We start from the raw sequence: 17,408 nt of genomic DNA, 5'->3' as shown, positions 1-17,408 counted from the left end.
TGAATAAGTCTAAATATCATTAATAATGTATTTGAATGTTATAATCAGGAAGAATAATGTAAATATTAAAATAATATTTTAAAATAAAATATAGATTTATTGTTAAAGTTTGATAAAAATGTAAAAAAAGTTTTTTTATAAAAAACAGTGAAATAATCGAATAAAAATATAATCACTTATATTTTAGAGATAAAAAAATTCAAAAAAGGTATTGCAAAGAAAATATATATATGCTATTATAAACAAGCAGACGACGGAGACATACTCAAGAGGCTGAAGAGGCGCCCCTGCTAAGGGTGTAGGTCGGGAAACTGGCGCGAGGGTTCAAATCCCTCTGTCTCCGCCATTAAAATATTGGTCTGGTAGTTCAGTTGGTTAGAATGCCGCCCTGTCACGGCGGAGGTCGCGGGTTCGAGTCCCGTCCAGACCGCCATTATTAGATTCTGTTTAACAGAATTTTTTTATTTTATACTTAGATTTAAAAACGATTTTAAGATGACTTAAAATCGTTTTTTACTTATGATGTTTATTAATATATGCGTGCATAATAGCAATCATTGTTTTAGAATCAAAAATTTCACCACTTACCACTTTTTGATATGCTGTATCGATATCTAAACGTATTAATTCAATAACCTCATCTTCATCGCAGTCTAAAGGATTTTCAACTTTAAATACATCTTTAGCTTCATATACATAAAGCCATTCATCGCTATAACCAGGTGTTGGTAAGAATTTTGCGATTAATTCAATTCCTTTAGCGCTATAACCTGTTTCTTCTTCTAATTCTCTTAATGCACAAATACCAGTATCTTCATTTAATTCAAGTTTTCCTGCTGGTATTTCTAACGTATCAGTAGCATTAGGATAACGGTATTGTTTTACAAGTAGGATTTGATCATCAACTATTGCTAAAACACCAACACCACCATGATGTCTAACAACTTCTCTTGTTGCAATATTCCCGTTTTCACATTCAACTTTATCTTTATATACGTTGATTATCTTACCTTGATAAATTAGCTCGCTAGAAAGCTTTTTTTCCATATAAATCACCTCATTTAGATTATAACAAAAAAAGTATGCGGGGGTGCATACTTTTTTCTATTATTTCACGTAAGGGTGATAATAGGGGGTATGTAAAGCGAATGTCTTCACTTAACAATTAAATTATAGCACTAGTTCAATTAAATGTAAAGGGTTACATTTTAAAAGTATTAGGTAAATGGATAAGGTTTTGTTATAATGGATATTGGTGATGGAATTGAAAAAATTAGTAATAACAAAAAATGATGCTAATCAGCGTATTGATAAATATTTAAAGAAGCTATTAGTTAATGCGCCAAGTAATTTTATTTATAAAATGTTTAGAAAAAAAGACATTAAAGTAAATGGCAAACGAGTAAATGAAAAGTATATATTAGCTGATGGTGATATTCTAGAAATGTTTTTATATGAAGATAAGTTTAAAGAATTCACGGCTGAAAAAAGCATTTATGAAGTTGAAAAGACTTTCAAAGTGTTATATGAGGATAAAAACATTTTAATAGTTGATAAGCCAGCTGGATTATTAGTACATGAAGATGCTAATGAAAGTATTAATACCCTAACAAATCAAGTATTAAGTTATTTAGCTTCTAAAAACGAACTTGATTTAAGTCGTGAAAATACTTTTATGCCTGGACCGGTTCATCGTTTAGATCGTAATACAAGCGGGATTGTAATTTTTGGAAAAACTCTTGCAGCACTTCAAGATCTAAATGAAATGATCAAACTACGGCATTGTATTGAAAAAAGCTATTTAACTATCTGTAAGGGAAATTTATCAACGCCAAGACATTTAAAAGGGTATATGGTAAAACTTGAAGATAAATCACAAGTTAAGTTAGTAAATAAAGATTATCCAGGTGCTTTAACAATGGAAACCCTTGTTAAACCAATTAAAAGTAAAAATGATTTTAGTTTAGTTGAAGTTACATTGGTTACAGGGCGAATGCATCAAATCAGAGTACATTTAGCTAGTATTGATCATCCAATAATTGGTGATCGCAAATACGGTGATTTTAAATTAAATAAAACAATAAAAAATACATTTGGTTTAAATAACCAGCTATTACATGCATATAAAATAAAATTTGTTAAAACAATCGGAACATTAAAATATCTTCAAGATAAAGAAATAGTTTGTAACGTACCAAAACAGTTTGAAAAAATAGTTAAAACTTTGTTCTAGATATCTTTAAAATATCTAACCTTTATTGTATAATTATTTGTAGTACATTAGGAGGATAGATATGAAATATTACATTGGAATTGATTTAGGTGGAACAAACGTACGTACTTTACTAGTTGATGAAAAAGGTGCAACATATAGTGAAGTAAAAGATAATACAGAAAGAGAAAATGGACCAGATTACGTTTGTGCTAAAATTATTCGCCAAATTGAAAGCTTAGATACTTCAGTTTGTGGTGGTCTTGAAGGTGTTAGCGGTATTGGAATCGGTGTTCCAGGACCAGTTGATACAGTTAATGGGACAATGATCATGGCTACAAATTTACCAGGATTTGAAAATTATCCTATTTGTGATAAATTAGCAGATCGTTTTAATTTACCAGTATTTATTGATAATGATGCTAACGTTGCTGGATTAGCTGAAGCACTTTTAGGAGCTGGTAAAAATTATCCAACATGTTATTATGTTACAATCTCAACAGGAATTGGTGGAGCGTTTATTGTTGATGGTAAATTAGTTTCTGGTGGTCGTGGACATGCTGGTGAAATCGGAAATATCATCGTAAAAAATAATGGTTATAAATTTGGTGGTTTAAATCCAGGTGCTGTTGAAGGTGAAGCAAGCGGTACTGCAATTACTAGAAAAGGTAAAGAAATATTAGGTGATGATGTTGTAAATCATGCTGGTGATGTTTTTAGATTAGCTGCTGAAGGTAATTTAAAAGCTAAAAGTATTGTTGATGAATGCGTTTCTCAACTTGCAACAATGTTTGCTAATATTGCTCATACAGTTGATCCACATTGCTTTGTAATTGGTGGTGGAGTTATGAAATCACGTGAATATTTCTTAGATAGCTTAGAAGAACAATTTAACTCTAAGATCCATGTTGGTATGCGTGGACATATCCCACTATTAAAAACAGAATTAGAAGATTGTGGTGCTATTGGAGCAGCCATGTTACCAATGTCAAGATTAGGATAAAAAGAAAGGAAATCATCCTTTCTTTTTTTAAATTATATGGTTTTTTATATTAAATAATGTTATTATAGTCGGGTGAGGTGACGAAAATGTCAAAGAGAGTAGTATTAGGATTAAGTGGCGGTGTTGATTCGGCAGTTGCTGCTTATTTATTAAAAAAACAAGGATATGAAGTTATTGCGGTTTTTATGCGTAACTGGGATAGTCAATTAAATAACGATATTTTAGGTAATCCAACTAATGATGATGATATTTGTCCTCAGGAAAAAGATTATAATGATGCAAAAGCAGTAGCTAAGTGTTTAGATATTCCAATCAAACGAGTTGATTTTATTAAGGAATATTGGGATCATGTTTTTACATATTTTTTAGATGAATATCGAAAAGGAAGAACTCCAAATCCAGATATTTTATGTAATAAGCATATTAAATTTAAAGCTTTTTTAGATTATGCAAAAACATTATCAGCAGATTATATTGCTACTGGTCATTATGCAAGAGTAGTTCATCAAGAAGGACAAGATTCAATCATGTTAAAAGGTGTTGATCATAATAAAGATCAAACATATTTTTTATGTCAATTAAATCAAAAACAATTACAAAATTCATTATTTCCATTAGGTGATATTGATAAAAGTGAAGTTCGTAAAATTGCTCATGAATTGAACTTGCCAGTAGCTGATAAAAAAGATAGTACTGGTATCTGTTTTATCGGTGAACGTGATTTTAAAGAATTTTTACAAAATTATATTCCGGCACAACCAGGGAATATGGTAGATATTGAAACTAATAAAGTAATTGGACAACATTCAGGAATTATGTACTATACAATTGGTCAACGTAAAGGATTAGGAATTGGTGGACCAGGTGCTGCCTGGTTTGTTGTTGGTAAAGATTATGACAAAAATGTTTTATATGTTTGTCAAGGTGATCAAAAAGAATGGTTATATTCAACCGGTGCTTTAATTAGTGATGTCAACTGGATTGCTTCTAAAAAGCCAGCTGGTAAAATATCATGTAATGCAAAATTTAGATATCGACAAAAAGATAACCCAATTAGTTTGGAATTCGTTGACGAAAATACAGTTTATTTAACTTTTGACCAGCCAGTCAAAGCAGTAACTCCTGGACAGGCAGCAGTATTTTATGATGGTGATGTTTGTTTAGGTGGTGGAACCATCGAAACGGTTTATAAAGATGGTAAACCAATCGAATATTTATAATGATTATTTATACTGGATATATTAAGAAGATTCGCTTTTATAGCGAATCTTCTAATTATCTTGTTGTTTTAATTGAAGTTGAGCAAGAAGATAAACTAATTACTATGACTGGCTATATGAATAATTTTAATGACTATGATAAATATGAATTTACTGGTGATTATGTTATTCATCCTAAATATGGAAAACAGTTTAAACTAGAGCAATATCGAATTATTTATGCTAAAGAAGATGATGAATTAATTAAATATCTTTCCAGTCCTTTATTTAAAGGAATTGGAAAAACTCTAGCAACAGAAATTGTTAATACCTTAGGTGAAGATTGTATTGATAAAATTAAAACCGATAAACATAGTTTAGATATTGTAAGAGGAATGACTGAAAAACGGCGAGAAACAATATATGAGACTTTAACTAGTGGAGATTATGATCAGGAAGTAATGCGCTTTTTTATGGGTCATGGCATTAGTTTGAAAAATCTTGGTTTAATTCAAGCTTTTTATCAAGATAAAACGTTAGATGTCTTACAAAATAATCCTTATCAGTTAATTGAAGATATTGATGGAATTGGGTTTAAAACAGCTGATGAATTAGCTATTAAAACTGGAGGCAGTTTAGATGCTCCTAATCGAATCAAAGCAGGAATCATCTATAGTATAAAACAATATGGTTTTAATACTGGTAGTACCTATTGTTTATTAGATGAAATTAAAACAATGTTTACAAAAATTATTTATAACATTGAAGAAACTGTTTTTGATGAGTATTTAAATGAATTAATTGATGAAGGTCTAGTTGTTTTAGAAGAAGAACGCTATTATTATTATGAAATGTATGAAGCAGAAAAAAATATTGCCTCTTTTTTAAAAAACTTAATTAATCAGCCCGAAGAAATAGTAGATGAAGCTGAAGTAGCACGCTTACTAAAAAATTATGAACAAAAACAAGGAATTGAATATGCTAGTAAGCAAAAAGAAGCAATTAATTATTTCTTAAAATCTTCATGTATGATTTTAACTGGGGGACCAGGAACTGGTAAAACTACAATTGTTCAAGCGTTATTAAAAATTTATAAAACATTATTTCCTGAAGATAAAATAGGTTTAGTTGCGCCAACTGGAAGAGCAGCAAAACGTTTAAATGAATTAACTGGAATAAGTGCTTGTACGATTCATCGTTTATTGAAATGGGATCTTCATAGCAATACATTTGCAATGAATGAAAAAAATCCTTTAGATATTGAAGTTTTAGTTATTGACGAGTTTTCAATGGTTGATTGTTTATTGCTGCACCGTATTTTTTTAGCCGGAAAAAGAATTCGTAAAATTCTTTTTATTGGCGACTATCATCAGTTGCCATCTGTTGCTCCTGGTAATGTTTTACATGATTTAATTGCAGCAGGAATTAAAACGATCGAACTTGATGAAATTTTTAGACAAACAAAAGAATCGGGAATTATTCAATTAGCTCATCATATTATTAATGAACAAATTGATGATACTGCTTCATTATTTGAACAATATCCGGATATAAATTTCTTTTCTTGTCCAAACTATGATGTCGTAAAAAACGTAAAGAAAATTGTTCAAAAAGCCATTGATGAAGGTTATGATTATAACGATATTCAAGTATTAGTTCCAATGTATCAAGGTGTCGCAGGAATTGATGCTTTAAATGATGCATTGCAGGATGTTTTTAATCCATGTGATGATGAAACTTTGATTTATCGTGTTGGTCGTAAAGAGTTTAGAATTGGTGATAAAATATTACAATTAAAAAATCGGCCTGATGATGAAGTATTTAATGGTGATATTGGAACATTAATTGATATTTGTTTAAAAGACAATTTTGAATATCTACAAGATACACTTGTTGTTGATTTTGATGGTAATATTATTGAATATACTAGTAATGATTTTAATACTATTACACATGCTTATTGTATGTCGATTCATAAATCACAAGGGAATGAATTTAAAATTGTCATTATGGCAGTATTATCAGATTATTATGTGATGTTAAAGCGAAATTTATTATATACTGCAATAACCCGTAGTAAACAATCTCTTTTTATTTTGGGTAGTTTTAAAGCGTTTATGTATGGTTTAAATAATTACCAGGATTTTCGCCGTAAAACGAGTTTGATTCAACGTTTTGAAAAAGAAGAAACAATAAGTGTGTATGATTTTCTTGAATAAAGACAAACTAGATTGAGGTGAGTTTTTATGATAGCAAGAAATAAACTGTTGTTAGGAATGTCGGTGGCATCATTAATGATTTTGCTTAGTGAATGTGACTGTGTTGAAAATATGATGTGTAACTTAAAAGAAAAGATGTAAATTTATAGTCTTGAAAAATAAATATAGATAGTTTATAATTTGGTAAATCGTTGAAAAAGAAGAGTACTATATTTGATAGCTTTTTAGAGAGAGTATGGCTGGTGAAAATACTTAGTATCGTATAGGAAAGCTACTTTGGAGAGTAATTAAAATTTACCGTGTAAGCTACGTTATCAGCTAATTAAGGGCATGAGTTTTCATGAACTAGGATGGTACCGCGATTTAGTCGTTCCTAGATAGGGACGACTTTTTATTTTGTAGAAGTAAAGGAGAATAGGATGAAACAATTAACTGGAAATGAAGTAAGAAAAATGTTTTTGGATTTTTTTGAAAGTAAAGGCCATAAAGTTGAGCCAAGTCATTCATTAATTCCTAATGATGATCCAACTTTATTATGGATTAATGCTGGTGTTGCGGCTATTAAAAAATACTTTGATGGAACAATCAAACCAGAAAATCCAAGAATTACAAACGCTCAAAAATCAATTAGAACTAATGATATTGAAAATGTAGGGAAAACTGCTAGACATCATACATTTTTTGAAATGTTAGGTAACTTTTCAATCGGTGATTATTTTAAAAAAGAAGCTATTGAATATGCTTGGGAATTACTGACTGATGAAAAATGGTTTGCTTTTGATAAAGAAAAACTTTATATTACTGTTCATGATCATGATGATGAAGCTTATGATTATTGGGTTAATGAAATTGGAGTTGCTAAAGACCACATTTTAAAAACACCTGGAAACTTCTGGGAAATCGGTGAAGGGCCATGTGGACCAGATTCAGAAATCTTTTATGATCGTGGTGAAAAATATGATCCTGAAGGTTTAGGAACAAAATTATTTTTTGAAGAGTTAGAAAATGATCGTTATGTCGAAATCTGGAATCTAGTATTTTCACAATATAATTCTCAAGAAGGATTAAAACGTGAAGAATATAAAGAATTACCACAAAAAAATATTGATACTGGAATGGGATTAGAAAGAATTACAAGTATCTTCCAAAATGGAGAAACTAATTTTGATACTGATTTCTTCTTACCGATTATCCATCAAGTAGAAAAAATTGCATCAGTAAGTTATCAAGAAAACAAAATGGCATACCGTGTTATTGCCGATCATATTAGAACAGTAACATTTGCTTTAGCTGATGGAGCATTATTTGATAACGCTGGTCGTGGTTATGTTTTAAGAAGAATTTTAAGACGTGCGGTTAGATATGGTAAACAAATCGGTATTGAACAAGCATTTATGTACAATTTAGTAAGCACTGTTAGTGATATTATGAAAGAATTCTATGATTATTTACCAGAAAAAGTAGATTATATTAGTGATCTAGTTCGTAAAGAAGAAGAAGCTTTCCATAAAACATTATCTAATGGTGAAAAATTATTAAATAGTATTATCACTAAAAATACAACAGGTGTAATTAGTGGTAAAGAAGCATTTAAGTTATATGATACTTATGGATTCCCATTTGAATTAACTTTAGAAATTGCTAGTGAATCAAATTTAAAAGTTGATGAAGAAGGATTTAAAGAAGAATTAAAGATCCAGCAAGAAAGATCTCGTGGAGCTCGTAGTGAAGGTGAAAGTATGACTAGCCAAAAACCTGATTTAATGTCTTTTGATTTACCTTCAACATTTGAATATAATCCAGCTAATATTAACAGCGTAGTTATTGGATTGTTTAAAGACGGAGTCAAAGTAGATCGAATTGATGATTATGGTGAAATTGTTTTTGATACAACAACTTTCTATGCTGAAATGGGTGGTCAATGTGCTGATACCGGAACTATCTATAATGAAAATTGCTTAGCAGAAGTAGAAAATGTTTTAAAAGCACCAAATCAACAACATTTACATTTTGTGAAATTGAAAAAAGGATCTATTACTTTAGGAGATATTTTAACTTTAGATGTTGATAAAGAAAAACGTAATAAAATTATTGCCAACCATAGTGCAACCCATTTATTACAAGCTGCTTTAAAACAAGTTCTTGGTAGTCATATTAACCAGGCTGGTTCTTATGTTGATGATCAACGTTTAAGATTTGACTTTACTCATTTTGAAAAAATTACAAATGATCAAATTAAAGAAATTGAAGCAACTGTAAACGATGTTATCTTTGATGGTATTGATGTAAGCATTGATTTCATGAGTAAAGAAAAAGCATTAGAAAATGGTGCAATGGCTCTATTTGATGAAAAATATGGTGATACAGTACGTGTCGTAACAATTGGTGATTTTTCAAAAGAGTTATGTGGTGGCTGCCATGTAAGCAATAGTGCTAAAATCGGTCTATTTAAAATCGAAGCTGAAGAAAGTGTTGGTAGTGGTGTTCGTCGTATTGAAGCAGTTACTGGTAAAAAAGCATATCAAGCTCTTGTTCATGAAAAAGAAGTTGTTGATACAATTAGTGATGTTTTAAAAATCAAAAATCGTAAAGAAGTTGTCAACAAAGTAACAGCTTTATCAAAAGAATTAGCTGCTGATAAAAAAGAAATTGAAAATTTAAATAGTAAATTGAATGCTTTAAATGCTGCTAATAAAGTTAACGATGTTCAAGATATTAATGGTGTTAAAGTATTATTAGTAGAAGAAAAAATTGATAGTGCTAAAGCTAAACAATTAACATTTGATTTTAGAGATAAATTAGATGAAGGAATTGTAATTTTAGTTTCTCAATTTGAGGGTAAATGTTCATATTTTGTTGGGGTAACTAAAGATTATGTTGCTAAAGGATTTAAAGCAGGAGATATCGTTAAGAAAATAAATGCTGTCGTTGATGGACGCGGTGGTGGAAAACCTGATTTTGCTCAAGGTGGTTGTCCAGTAAATGATAAAATCGCTATGATTAAGACTGAGCTTAAAAACTTCTTTTAATTTACTAATATTTGGTGTAAAATGATGTTATAGGCTAAGCCTTAAGGGGGGCAATATTATGCAAGATTTAACAAAAACAAAAGTATTCAGTTCTGAAGATATGCGACGTGAAATGATTCGTCAAAATCTAAAAACAGTAATAGAAGCGTTAAATGAAAGAGGTTATAACGCAGTACATCAAATTGCTGGGTATTTAATCTCTAATGATCCTGCTTATATTTCTAGTCATAAGAATGCTCGAAATATTATCCAACAAATTGAACGTGATGAAATTATTGAAGAATTAGTCAAATCATATTTGGAGAAATAGAATGAAAAGAATTTTAGGTTTAGATTTAGGTTCTAAAACCTGCGGTATTGCCATGAGTGATCTATTAGGAATGATTGCTCATGGTGTAGAAACGTATCGTTTTAAAGAAAACGATTATCATGCTGCTTGTAAATATGTTGCTAAGATCATTAAGGAAAATGATATTGAAACAGTTGTTCTTGGGCTTCCTAAACATATGAATGGTGATCTAGGAATAAGAGCTCAGATTTCTATTAAATTTAAAGAAATGTTAGAAAAAGAAGTTCCAGGAATAAATGTTGTTTTAGTAGATGAACGATTAACTACTAAAGCAGCTGAAAATCAATTGATTTTTGCTGATGTTTCACGCAAGAAAAGAAAAAAAGTAATTGATAAAATGGCAGCAGTAGCAATATTACAAGGATACTTAGACAGTAAATAGAAAGGAATATTAATGGAAGCAAATAAAATCCAGGTTATTGATGACCAAGGAAATGAAAAAGAATTTGAAGTCTTATTTACTTTTAATAACGATGAATTAAATAAGCAATATGTTTTATACTATGATGCATCATTAGATGAACCTAGTGTTTATGCATCAATTTATGATGAAACTGGACAATTGTTCCCAATTGAAACCCCTGAAGAATGGGAATTAGTAGAAGAAGTATTCCAAAGTTTTATGGGAGAGCAACAAAACAATCATGAATGTTGTCATGGCGGTAATGGTTGTCATCATCATGATGAAAAAGATCATGAGTGCTGTCATGGTCAAGGCCATGGTAATCATGAATGTTGTCATAACCATGAAAATGAAGAAGAATGCTGTCATAACAGTAAAAATAATTAATAAAAGCTAATTAAATTAGCTTTTTTATCTTTAAAAATAGAAAAGGTGGTATTATTAAATGGCTTTATTTGGTTTATTTGGGAAAAAGAGAATAACAGAATCATTCTTTGTTAATTCTTATGGTAATGATCAAACTAGAGGGCTTTATACATTTCAAGTTGATGTTGAAAATGGGGAAATATTATATAAAAAATTTTTTAAGACACCATCAGATCCGATTTATAGTTTTAATTATGGTCGTTTTGTTTGTGTGACTTATAAAAATCGTTCCGGTACACAAGGGGATGGCGGAATTTGTTCATATGCTGCAACGTCAGATATTTTAGCATTAGTTTCACATATTAGTGATAATGGTAAAACTTATGTTCATGCTTGTACTAATGGAGATCACGAAACAGCTGATAGACTATATGCAGTAGATTATTATAATAGTGAAATTTTAGTAGCTCGTATTGAAAAGAAAAAACTAATTGCACCATGTTCTAGATATCAATTAGAAGGTCATAGTATTGACCCTAAAAGACAAAATCAACCACACCCATGCTATGTTGATTTTACACCAGATAAACAACGTTTAATTGTAGTTGATTTAGGTTTAGATAAAGTTTTATTATTTAAAATGATTGATCGTGAAATTGCTTTGGATGAAGAACATTCATTTGATTTACAACCAGGTTCTGGTCCTAATAAAATTTTATTTAACAAAGCTGGAACAATCGCTTATGTATTAAATGAGCTATCTTGTACTATAAACGTTTATAAATATAATGATTTAAATTTTGAGTTGATTCAAACTATTGATACGTATCCAAAAGAAGGTTATGAAGATATACCAAGTACTGCTAGTCAAATGATTTTTAGCGAAAAAGAAGAAAGATTATATGTTACCAACTGTGGACATGATAGTTTATCTTTATTTATTATTGATAAAGAAACTGGTATGTTAACTTATAAAGATTTCGTTGATACTTCACCAAATCCACGTGATTTAAAAATCTTTAAAGATCGCTGGATCGTTGTAGTATGTCAAAAAGGTGGCGTAGTAGAAAGCTATGAATACCGCAAAGAACGTGGTGGTATGTTATTTGAAACTAAATACAGTTATATGGTAAATGAGCCAGTATGTATTACTAAATTTGAAACAATTTATTAAAATTTCGATAGAGATGTTTTCATCTCTATTTTTTCTTGTCATACTAGTAGTAGTGAAATAAGTTGAAACAGCATAAAAAATATCATATAATGTAAAAAATGGAGGCGTTTATGAAAAAAATACATAAAATCATTATTGGAATAATTGCTAGTGTTTTAATTTTGGTGCTAGTTTTAACATTTGTTTATTTTGATGGACAAGGTGCTGTTTCTTCAAAAGATGAGGAAGTAATTGTAGAAATATCAGGTTCAAATGCATCTGTTTTAGATCAGTTAGATAAAGCTGGTTTGATAAAAAATAAGACAGTAGCTAATATTTATTTAAAACTAAATAGTTATGATTTTATTGCAAATACATATGTTTTAAATAAAAATATGGATTTACCAAAAATATGTCAGGTCTTAGAAGGAGATAAAGATTATATATCTTCTGCTCGAGTAACAATTTTAGATGGTTATCGAATTACTGATTGTGCTACACAAGTTGGTGAAGCTCTAGAAGTTGATAGTAATGAAGTTTTAGCCAAATGGTCTGATAGTGAATATTTAAATTCATTAATAAAAAAATACTGGTTTTTAGATGAAAGTATTTTAAATCCCGATGTTATGTTTTCATTAGAAGGTTATTTTGCTCCTGAAACATATATTATTACTGCTAGTAATACTACAATTGAAGATGTTACTGAAATGATGTTAGATCAAACGGATAAAAATTTATCTAAATATAAAGATAAAATTGCTAGCTTTACAATAAATGGTAATCCAGTAACTATGCATCAGTTTTTAACATTTGCTTCAATAGTACAATGTGAAGCTTCTGGCAATCAAGATGATCAAGAAAAAATTGCTGGCGTATTTATAAATCGATTAGAAAAACCTATGCGTCTTCAAAGTGATGTAACAGTAAATTACGCTAATCAAATTAAAACAGTTGCTGTTACTTATAAAGATTTAAATGTTGATTCAAAATATAATACATATTATTATGATGGTTTACCAGTTGGACCAATTAGCAATGTATCTAATCAAATTATTGAATCATGTTTAAATTATCAAGATTTCGAAGCAATGTTTTTCTTTGCTTTAGAAGATGGTACGGTAATTTATTCCAATACATATGATGAACATCTAAAAGTTGTAAGTGAAAATAAATGGTATTAAGATGAAAGAGTTAGTAGAATTAGAAAAAGAAGCGATAGAAAAAAATATTCCGATTATGCAAAAAGCGGGATTGGCCTTTATGGTCGATATATTTAAACAATATAATTGTAGCAATTGTTTAGAAATAGGTAGTGCTATTGGTTATTCAGCATTAATGTTAGTAACAAATATTGATGATTTTAAAGTAGAAACAATAGAACTAGATCAACAACGCTATTTAGAAGCTGTAAAAAATATTAATGATTATGGGATGAATGATAAAATTATTATTCATCATGATGATGCTTTAACATTAGATATAAATCAGCTTGTTTTAAAAAAATATGATTGTTTATTTATTGATGCTGCAAAAGCTCAATATCAAAAGTTTTTTGAAAAATATATGCCTTTAGTTAATGATAATGGTGTTTGTGTTGTCGATAATTTAGATTTTCACGGCATGGTTTTTGAGATAGATAAAATAAAGAATCGTAATACACGACAATTGGTAAAAAAAATAAAGCGTTTTAAAGAATGGATTTTTGATCATGAAGAATACGATGTTGAATATTATCATGTTGGTGATGGTATTTGTGTAATAAGAAAAAAGGTGAAGTAATGGAATTAGTATTAGCATTAAATAGTGATAAATTTTTATATGATTTTTTAAGTATTGGTGTTAAATATTTTGTTGTTGGAACAAAATATTTTTCATGTCGTCAAGCATTAAGTTTAGATTATCATCAATTAGCTAAGTTAAAAGAAAAATTAGGTGATAAAGAACTTTGGGTATTAGTCAATGCTTTGATAGAAGAAAGCAATTTAGACTTATTAGAAAAGCATTTAGCTAAATTAAATGAATTAAAAATAGATGGTATTTTATTTCAGGATTTTGCTGTTTTACAAATTTGTAAAGAACAAAATTATCATTTTAAAATGATCTATCATCCAGATACTTTAAATACCAATCAAGCAACATTAAATTATTTAGGATTACAAGGTATTGATGGTGCTTTTTTAGCGCGGGAAATTCCTTTAAATGAAAAACAAAAAATTGCTCAAGAAACAAATATCAAAACAGTAGTTCAAATTCATGGTGTTGAATATATGGCTTATTCTAAACGTAAGCTGTTAACAAATTATTTCAAAGAAATAGGACATGAAAATCAAGTATCAATTGATGATGAAATTACCATTAAGGCTAATGGAGTAGATTATCAATGTCATATATATGAAGATCAATATGGCTGTCATATTTTATCTAAGCAGCAAATGTGCTGTTTAGATATAATGAGTAGTATGAGTGATTTTGATTATTTATATATCGAATCTTTATACGTTGATGATTTAAAATTAGTTGAAATTGTAAACTTATATCAAGATGCAATTGATAGTTGTCAAAAACAACAGTTTGGAAAAGTATCTCATGATTTAATGGCACAATTAAAAAAATTAACACCAGAAGTTGAATATTATCATAGTTTTATGTTTGATAATACTGTTTATAAAATTGATGATGTAAGAAAGCGAGAAGAAAATGAGAAATGTAAGTAAGATAATTGATGGTAAAAGGGTAATTGTAAAAAAGCCTGAATTATTAGCGCCTGCTGGAAATTTAGAGAAATTAAAAGTAGCTATTAAATACGGTGCTGATGCTGTTTTTGTAGGTGGAAAAGAGTTTTCATTGCGTTCTAGTGCATCAAATTTTAGTTTAGAAGATATTAAAGAGGCAGTTACGTTTGCTAAAAAATATAATGCTGCTATTCATGTAACATGTAATATTATCTTGCATCAAGATAATTTAGATGGAATTGAACAATATTTAAAAACATTAGATGAAATAGGAGTTCAGGCAATTATTGTTGCTGATCCTTATATAATGAGTATTGCTAAGAAACTAAATTTAAATTTAGAAGTTCACGTTTCCACACAGTTATCAACGTTAAATAGTAAAGCAATTAAGTTTTATCAAAATTTAGGGATGGATCGCGTGGTTTTAGGACGTGAAGTATGTTATCAGGATTTAAAAACAATTTTAGATAAAACTGATATTGATATTGAATATTTTATTCATGGTGCTATGTGTATTCATTATTCAGGACGTTGTATGTTATCTAATTATTTTTCAAGACGTGATGCCAATCGTGGTGGTTGTTCGCAGTCTTGTCGCTGGTATTATGATTTATTTATAAAAGATAAACAAGTAAATGATAATGGTGTGATTCCATTTAGTATGTCAAGTAAAGATATGGCTTTGATCAATCACATTCCAGAATTGATAGAATTAGGAGTAAATTCATTTAAAATTGAAGGGCGAATGAAATCGTTACATTATATTGCAACAGTTGTTTCAACTTATCGTAAGTTAATAGATGATTATTGTAAAGACCCTGATAATTTTGTAATGAGTGATAAATATTATCAAGAATTATTAAAAGCGGCTAATCGAGCTTTATGTACTGGATTTTTTGATAATCAGGCTGATAATAATAAACAGATTTATAATCAGCGCGATGAACACCCAACACAAGAATTTTGTGCTCGTGTTATTGGCTATGATGAGTCAAATCAAATGGCTATTATTGAACAGCGTAATTACTTTAAACTAGGTGATCAAATTGAATTTTTCAGTCCAAGTCATGAAAATGTAATTGTGCCAGTAGAAAAAATTATTAATGAAGAAAACGAAGAAGTTAGTGTTGCTAATCATCCAATGGAAATACTTAAATTACCTGTTTGCTATAAATTAAAAGTTGATGATATGGGAAGAAGGATAACAAAGTGAAAAAACCGATAATAATTGGTATTGCTGGTGGTAGTGCATCTGGTAAAAGTTCGATTGCTAATGAAATCTATGAATATTTTAAGCATGAACACACTATAAAAATAATTCGTTTGGATGATTATTATAAAGATCAGTCACATTTAACAATGGAACAACGGGTTAAAACTAATTATGATCATCCACTTGCCTTTGATATGGATTTATTAGTTAAGCATCTTGATTTATTGAAATCTAATCAAAGTATCGAAAAACCAATTTATGATTTTACTGTTCATAATCGCAGTTTACAAGTTGAAGTTATTAATCCTCGCGATGTGTTTATTCTAGAAGGATTATTTGTATTAAATGAAGTACAGATTAGAGAACGATGTGATATTTTAATTTATGTCGATACCGATGCTGATATTCGTTTTATTAGACGTTTAAAACGTGATATGCAAGAAAGAGGAAGAAGTTTAGAGTCAGTTTGTAACCAATATCTACAAACAGTTAGACCAATGCATGAACAATTTGTAGAGCCTTCTAAAAAGTATGCGCATATCATTATACCTGAAGGTAGTAGTAATCAGGTAGCTGTTGACTTATTGATTACAAAAATTTCTTCGATTGTCTCATAAGTTAGACTAGATATTTATATGGAATTATGCTATATTATTGACTACGAGGTGATATTATGGAACGCGAAAAAGTTTTGTTGACCCAAAGCGGTGTAGAAAAATTAGAACAAGAAAAAAATAACTTGATTAATGTCGAAAGACCTAAAGTTATTGAAGAATTACAATTAGCAAGATCTCAAGGTGACTTATCAGAAAATGCTGATTATGATGCAGCAAGAGAAAGACAAGCTCATTTGGAAGCAAGAATCAAAGAAATTGATTATATGCTTCAGCATGCTGAAATTATTTCTGAAGATCAGATGGATTTAAAAGTAGTAAAACCTGGTACTACAGTAACTATTTTAGATTTATCTGAAGATGATGCGGAACCTGAAAGTTATAAAATTGTTGGTTATACAGAAACTGATCCATTAAATGGTAAAATTTCTAATGAATCACCATTAGCTAAAGCTGTTTTAGGACATGGTGTTAATGAAATTGTTACAGTTGGGGTTGCTGAACCATATGATGTAAGAATTCTAAATATTGAATTTAAAAACTAAATTTTAAATAAAAGTAGAAATATTTAATAACTGAGTTTATTATCTATTTCTACTTTTTTAATAATTTTTTTAACTAATTATCTATTTTTCTTTGATAGTAATTTAAAATTATTACTGTTGTAATTAAAACAAATGGTCTGGAAATAATATTTAAAATATTAATATCATCAATATTGACCATTAAAGCAACAAGGGCAAAAATAAGACCACATAATAGACTGTGATAGATAGCATTTTTTTTAAAAGTTTTTACAATTAAAAAACCCCAAACAATCATTAATAATCCGGCTATTAAATTTATAATAAGATGATAAATAAAATTAGGGATGTGTATAAAACTTATTATTCCGGCAAGGATTATACTAATGAAT

General features: G+C 29.2%; 17 protein-coding genes, 2 tRNA genes and 1 other annotated feature. Of the genes, 17 read left to right on the top strand and 2 right to left on the bottom strand.

All coding sequences use genetic code 11. From position 1 onward, the window contains the following. The first annotated feature begins 255 nt into the window (after positions 1-255). Positions 256-346: transfer RNA gene (locus ABGT36_RS08080), tRNA-Ser, on the top strand. A 10-nt stretch (positions 347-356) separates the two neighbouring features. After that, positions 357-433, top strand: a tRNA-Asp gene (locus ABGT36_RS08075). Positions 434-513: 80 nt separating this feature from the next. On the opposite strand, the gene ABGT36_RS08070 is transcribed toward ABGT36_RS08075, so the two are convergent. Next, entirely contained in the window at positions 514-1,047 is a 534-nt protein-coding gene (locus ABGT36_RS08070) for an NUDIX hydrolase (protein ID WP_087374723.1), read from the bottom strand. 217 nt (positions 1,048-1,264) lie between these two features. On the opposite strand from ABGT36_RS08070, the gene ABGT36_RS08065 reads away from it, so the two are divergent. The 15 genes from ABGT36_RS08065 to greA all read left to right on the top strand — a co-directional run bounded on the left by ABGT36_RS08065 (position 1,265) and on the right by greA (position 17,037). Further along, complete coding sequence (locus tag ABGT36_RS08065) at positions 1,265-2,233, top strand: RluA family pseudouridine synthase (protein WP_087298558.1); 969 nt, start codon at positions 1,265-1,267, stop codon at positions 2,231-2,233. Between the two features lie 61 nt (positions 2,234-2,294). Further along, complete coding sequence (locus tag ABGT36_RS08060) at positions 2,295-3,215, top strand: ROK family protein (RefSeq protein WP_087298364.1); 921 nt, start codon at positions 2,295-2,297, stop codon at positions 3,213-3,215. A gap of 86 nt (positions 3,216-3,301) precedes the next feature. Beyond that, on the top strand, positions 3,302-4,435 hold the full coding sequence (mnmA, locus tag ABGT36_RS08055) for a tRNA 2-thiouridine(34) synthase MnmA (protein WP_087298365.1): 1,134 nt from the start codon (positions 3,302-3,304) through the stop codon (positions 4,433-4,435). Further along, on the top strand, positions 4,435-6,633 hold the full coding sequence (locus ABGT36_RS08050; protein ID WP_346677591.1) for an ATP-dependent RecD-like DNA helicase: 2,199 nt from the start codon (positions 4,435-4,437) through the stop codon (positions 6,631-6,633). The genes mnmA and ABGT36_RS08050 overlap by 1 nt, the downstream gene beginning before the upstream one ends. A gap of 182 nt (positions 6,634-6,815) precedes the next feature. After that, positions 6,816-7,011, top strand: a binding site (T-box leader). Positions 7,012-7,052: 41 nt separating this feature from the next. Next, on the top strand, positions 7,053-9,662 hold the full coding sequence (alaS, locus tag ABGT36_RS08045; protein WP_087298367.1) for an alanine--tRNA ligase: 2,610 nt from the start codon (positions 7,053-7,055) through the stop codon (positions 9,660-9,662). Positions 9,663-9,720: 58 nt separating this feature from the next. Next, positions 9,721-9,972, top strand: a complete 252-nt coding sequence (locus ABGT36_RS08040) for an IreB family regulatory phosphoprotein (protein WP_087298368.1) — start codon at positions 9,721-9,723, stop codon at positions 9,970-9,972. A gap of 1 nt (position 9,973) precedes the next feature. After that, complete coding sequence (ruvX, locus tag ABGT36_RS08035) at positions 9,974-10,393, top strand: Holliday junction resolvase RuvX (protein ID WP_087374729.1); 420 nt, start codon at positions 9,974-9,976, stop codon at positions 10,391-10,393. A gap of 12 nt (positions 10,394-10,405) precedes the next feature. Further along, positions 10,406-10,801 carry a DUF1292 domain-containing protein gene (locus ABGT36_RS08030; RefSeq protein ID WP_346677588.1) on the top strand — a complete coding sequence of 132 codons (396 nt, stop codon included), beginning with the start codon at positions 10,406-10,408 and terminating at the stop codon, positions 10,799-10,801. Positions 10,802-10,859: 58 nt separating this feature from the next. After that, positions 10,860-11,954, top strand: a complete 1,095-nt coding sequence (locus ABGT36_RS08025) for a beta-propeller fold lactonase family protein (protein WP_346677586.1) — start codon at positions 10,860-10,862, stop codon at positions 11,952-11,954. A 110-nt stretch (positions 11,955-12,064) separates the two neighbouring features. Further along, the gene (gene mltG, locus ABGT36_RS08020) at positions 12,065-13,114 is read left to right on the top strand and encodes an endolytic transglycosylase MltG (RefSeq protein ID WP_087298372.1); all 1,050 of its coding nucleotides are present in this window, start codon (positions 12,065-12,067) and stop codon (positions 13,112-13,114) included. A 1-nt stretch (position 13,115) separates the two neighbouring features. Further along, positions 13,116-13,712, top strand: a complete 597-nt coding sequence (locus ABGT36_RS08015; protein ID WP_296882565.1) for an O-methyltransferase — start codon at positions 13,116-13,118, stop codon at positions 13,710-13,712. Beyond that, positions 13,712-14,647 (top strand): peptidase U32 family protein, encoded by a 936-nt coding sequence (locus tag ABGT36_RS08010; protein ID WP_087370633.1) that lies wholly within the window; start codon positions 13,712-13,714, stop codon positions 14,645-14,647. The genes ABGT36_RS08015 and ABGT36_RS08010 overlap by 1 nt, the downstream gene beginning before the upstream one ends. After that, complete coding sequence (locus ABGT36_RS08005) at positions 14,631-15,878, top strand: U32 family peptidase (protein ID WP_087298375.1); 1,248 nt, start codon at positions 14,631-14,633, stop codon at positions 15,876-15,878. Before ABGT36_RS08010 ends, ABGT36_RS08005 begins: the two co-directional genes overlap by 17 nt. Next, positions 15,875-16,495: a uridine kinase gene (gene udk, locus ABGT36_RS08000; protein WP_087298376.1), complete on the top strand. Its 621-nt coding sequence runs from the start codon at positions 15,875-15,877 to the stop codon at positions 16,493-16,495. Before ABGT36_RS08005 ends, udk begins: the two co-directional genes overlap by 4 nt. A gap of 56 nt (positions 16,496-16,551) precedes the next feature. Next, on the top strand, positions 16,552-17,037 hold the full coding sequence (gene greA / locus ABGT36_RS07995; RefSeq protein ID WP_087298377.1) for a transcription elongation factor GreA: 486 nt from the start codon (positions 16,552-16,554) through the stop codon (positions 17,035-17,037). Between the two features lie 73 nt (positions 17,038-17,110). Here greA and ABGT36_RS07990 read toward each other — a convergent pair whose 3' ends face one another. Continuing rightward, positions 17,111-17,314: a hypothetical protein gene (locus ABGT36_RS07990; protein ID WP_239406361.1), complete on the bottom strand. Its 204-nt coding sequence runs from the start codon at positions 17,312-17,314 to the stop codon at positions 17,111-17,113. Between the last annotated feature and the right edge of the window lie 94 nt (positions 17,315-17,408).

It is taken from the genome of Erysipelatoclostridium sp. An173 (assembly GCF_963931465.1).
GTDB classification, from domain to species: Bacteria; Bacillota_I; Bacilli_A; order Erysipelotrichales; family Coprobacillaceae; genus Thomasclavelia; species Thomasclavelia merdavium.
This window is presented reverse-complemented; position numbering and strand designations above follow the sequence as displayed.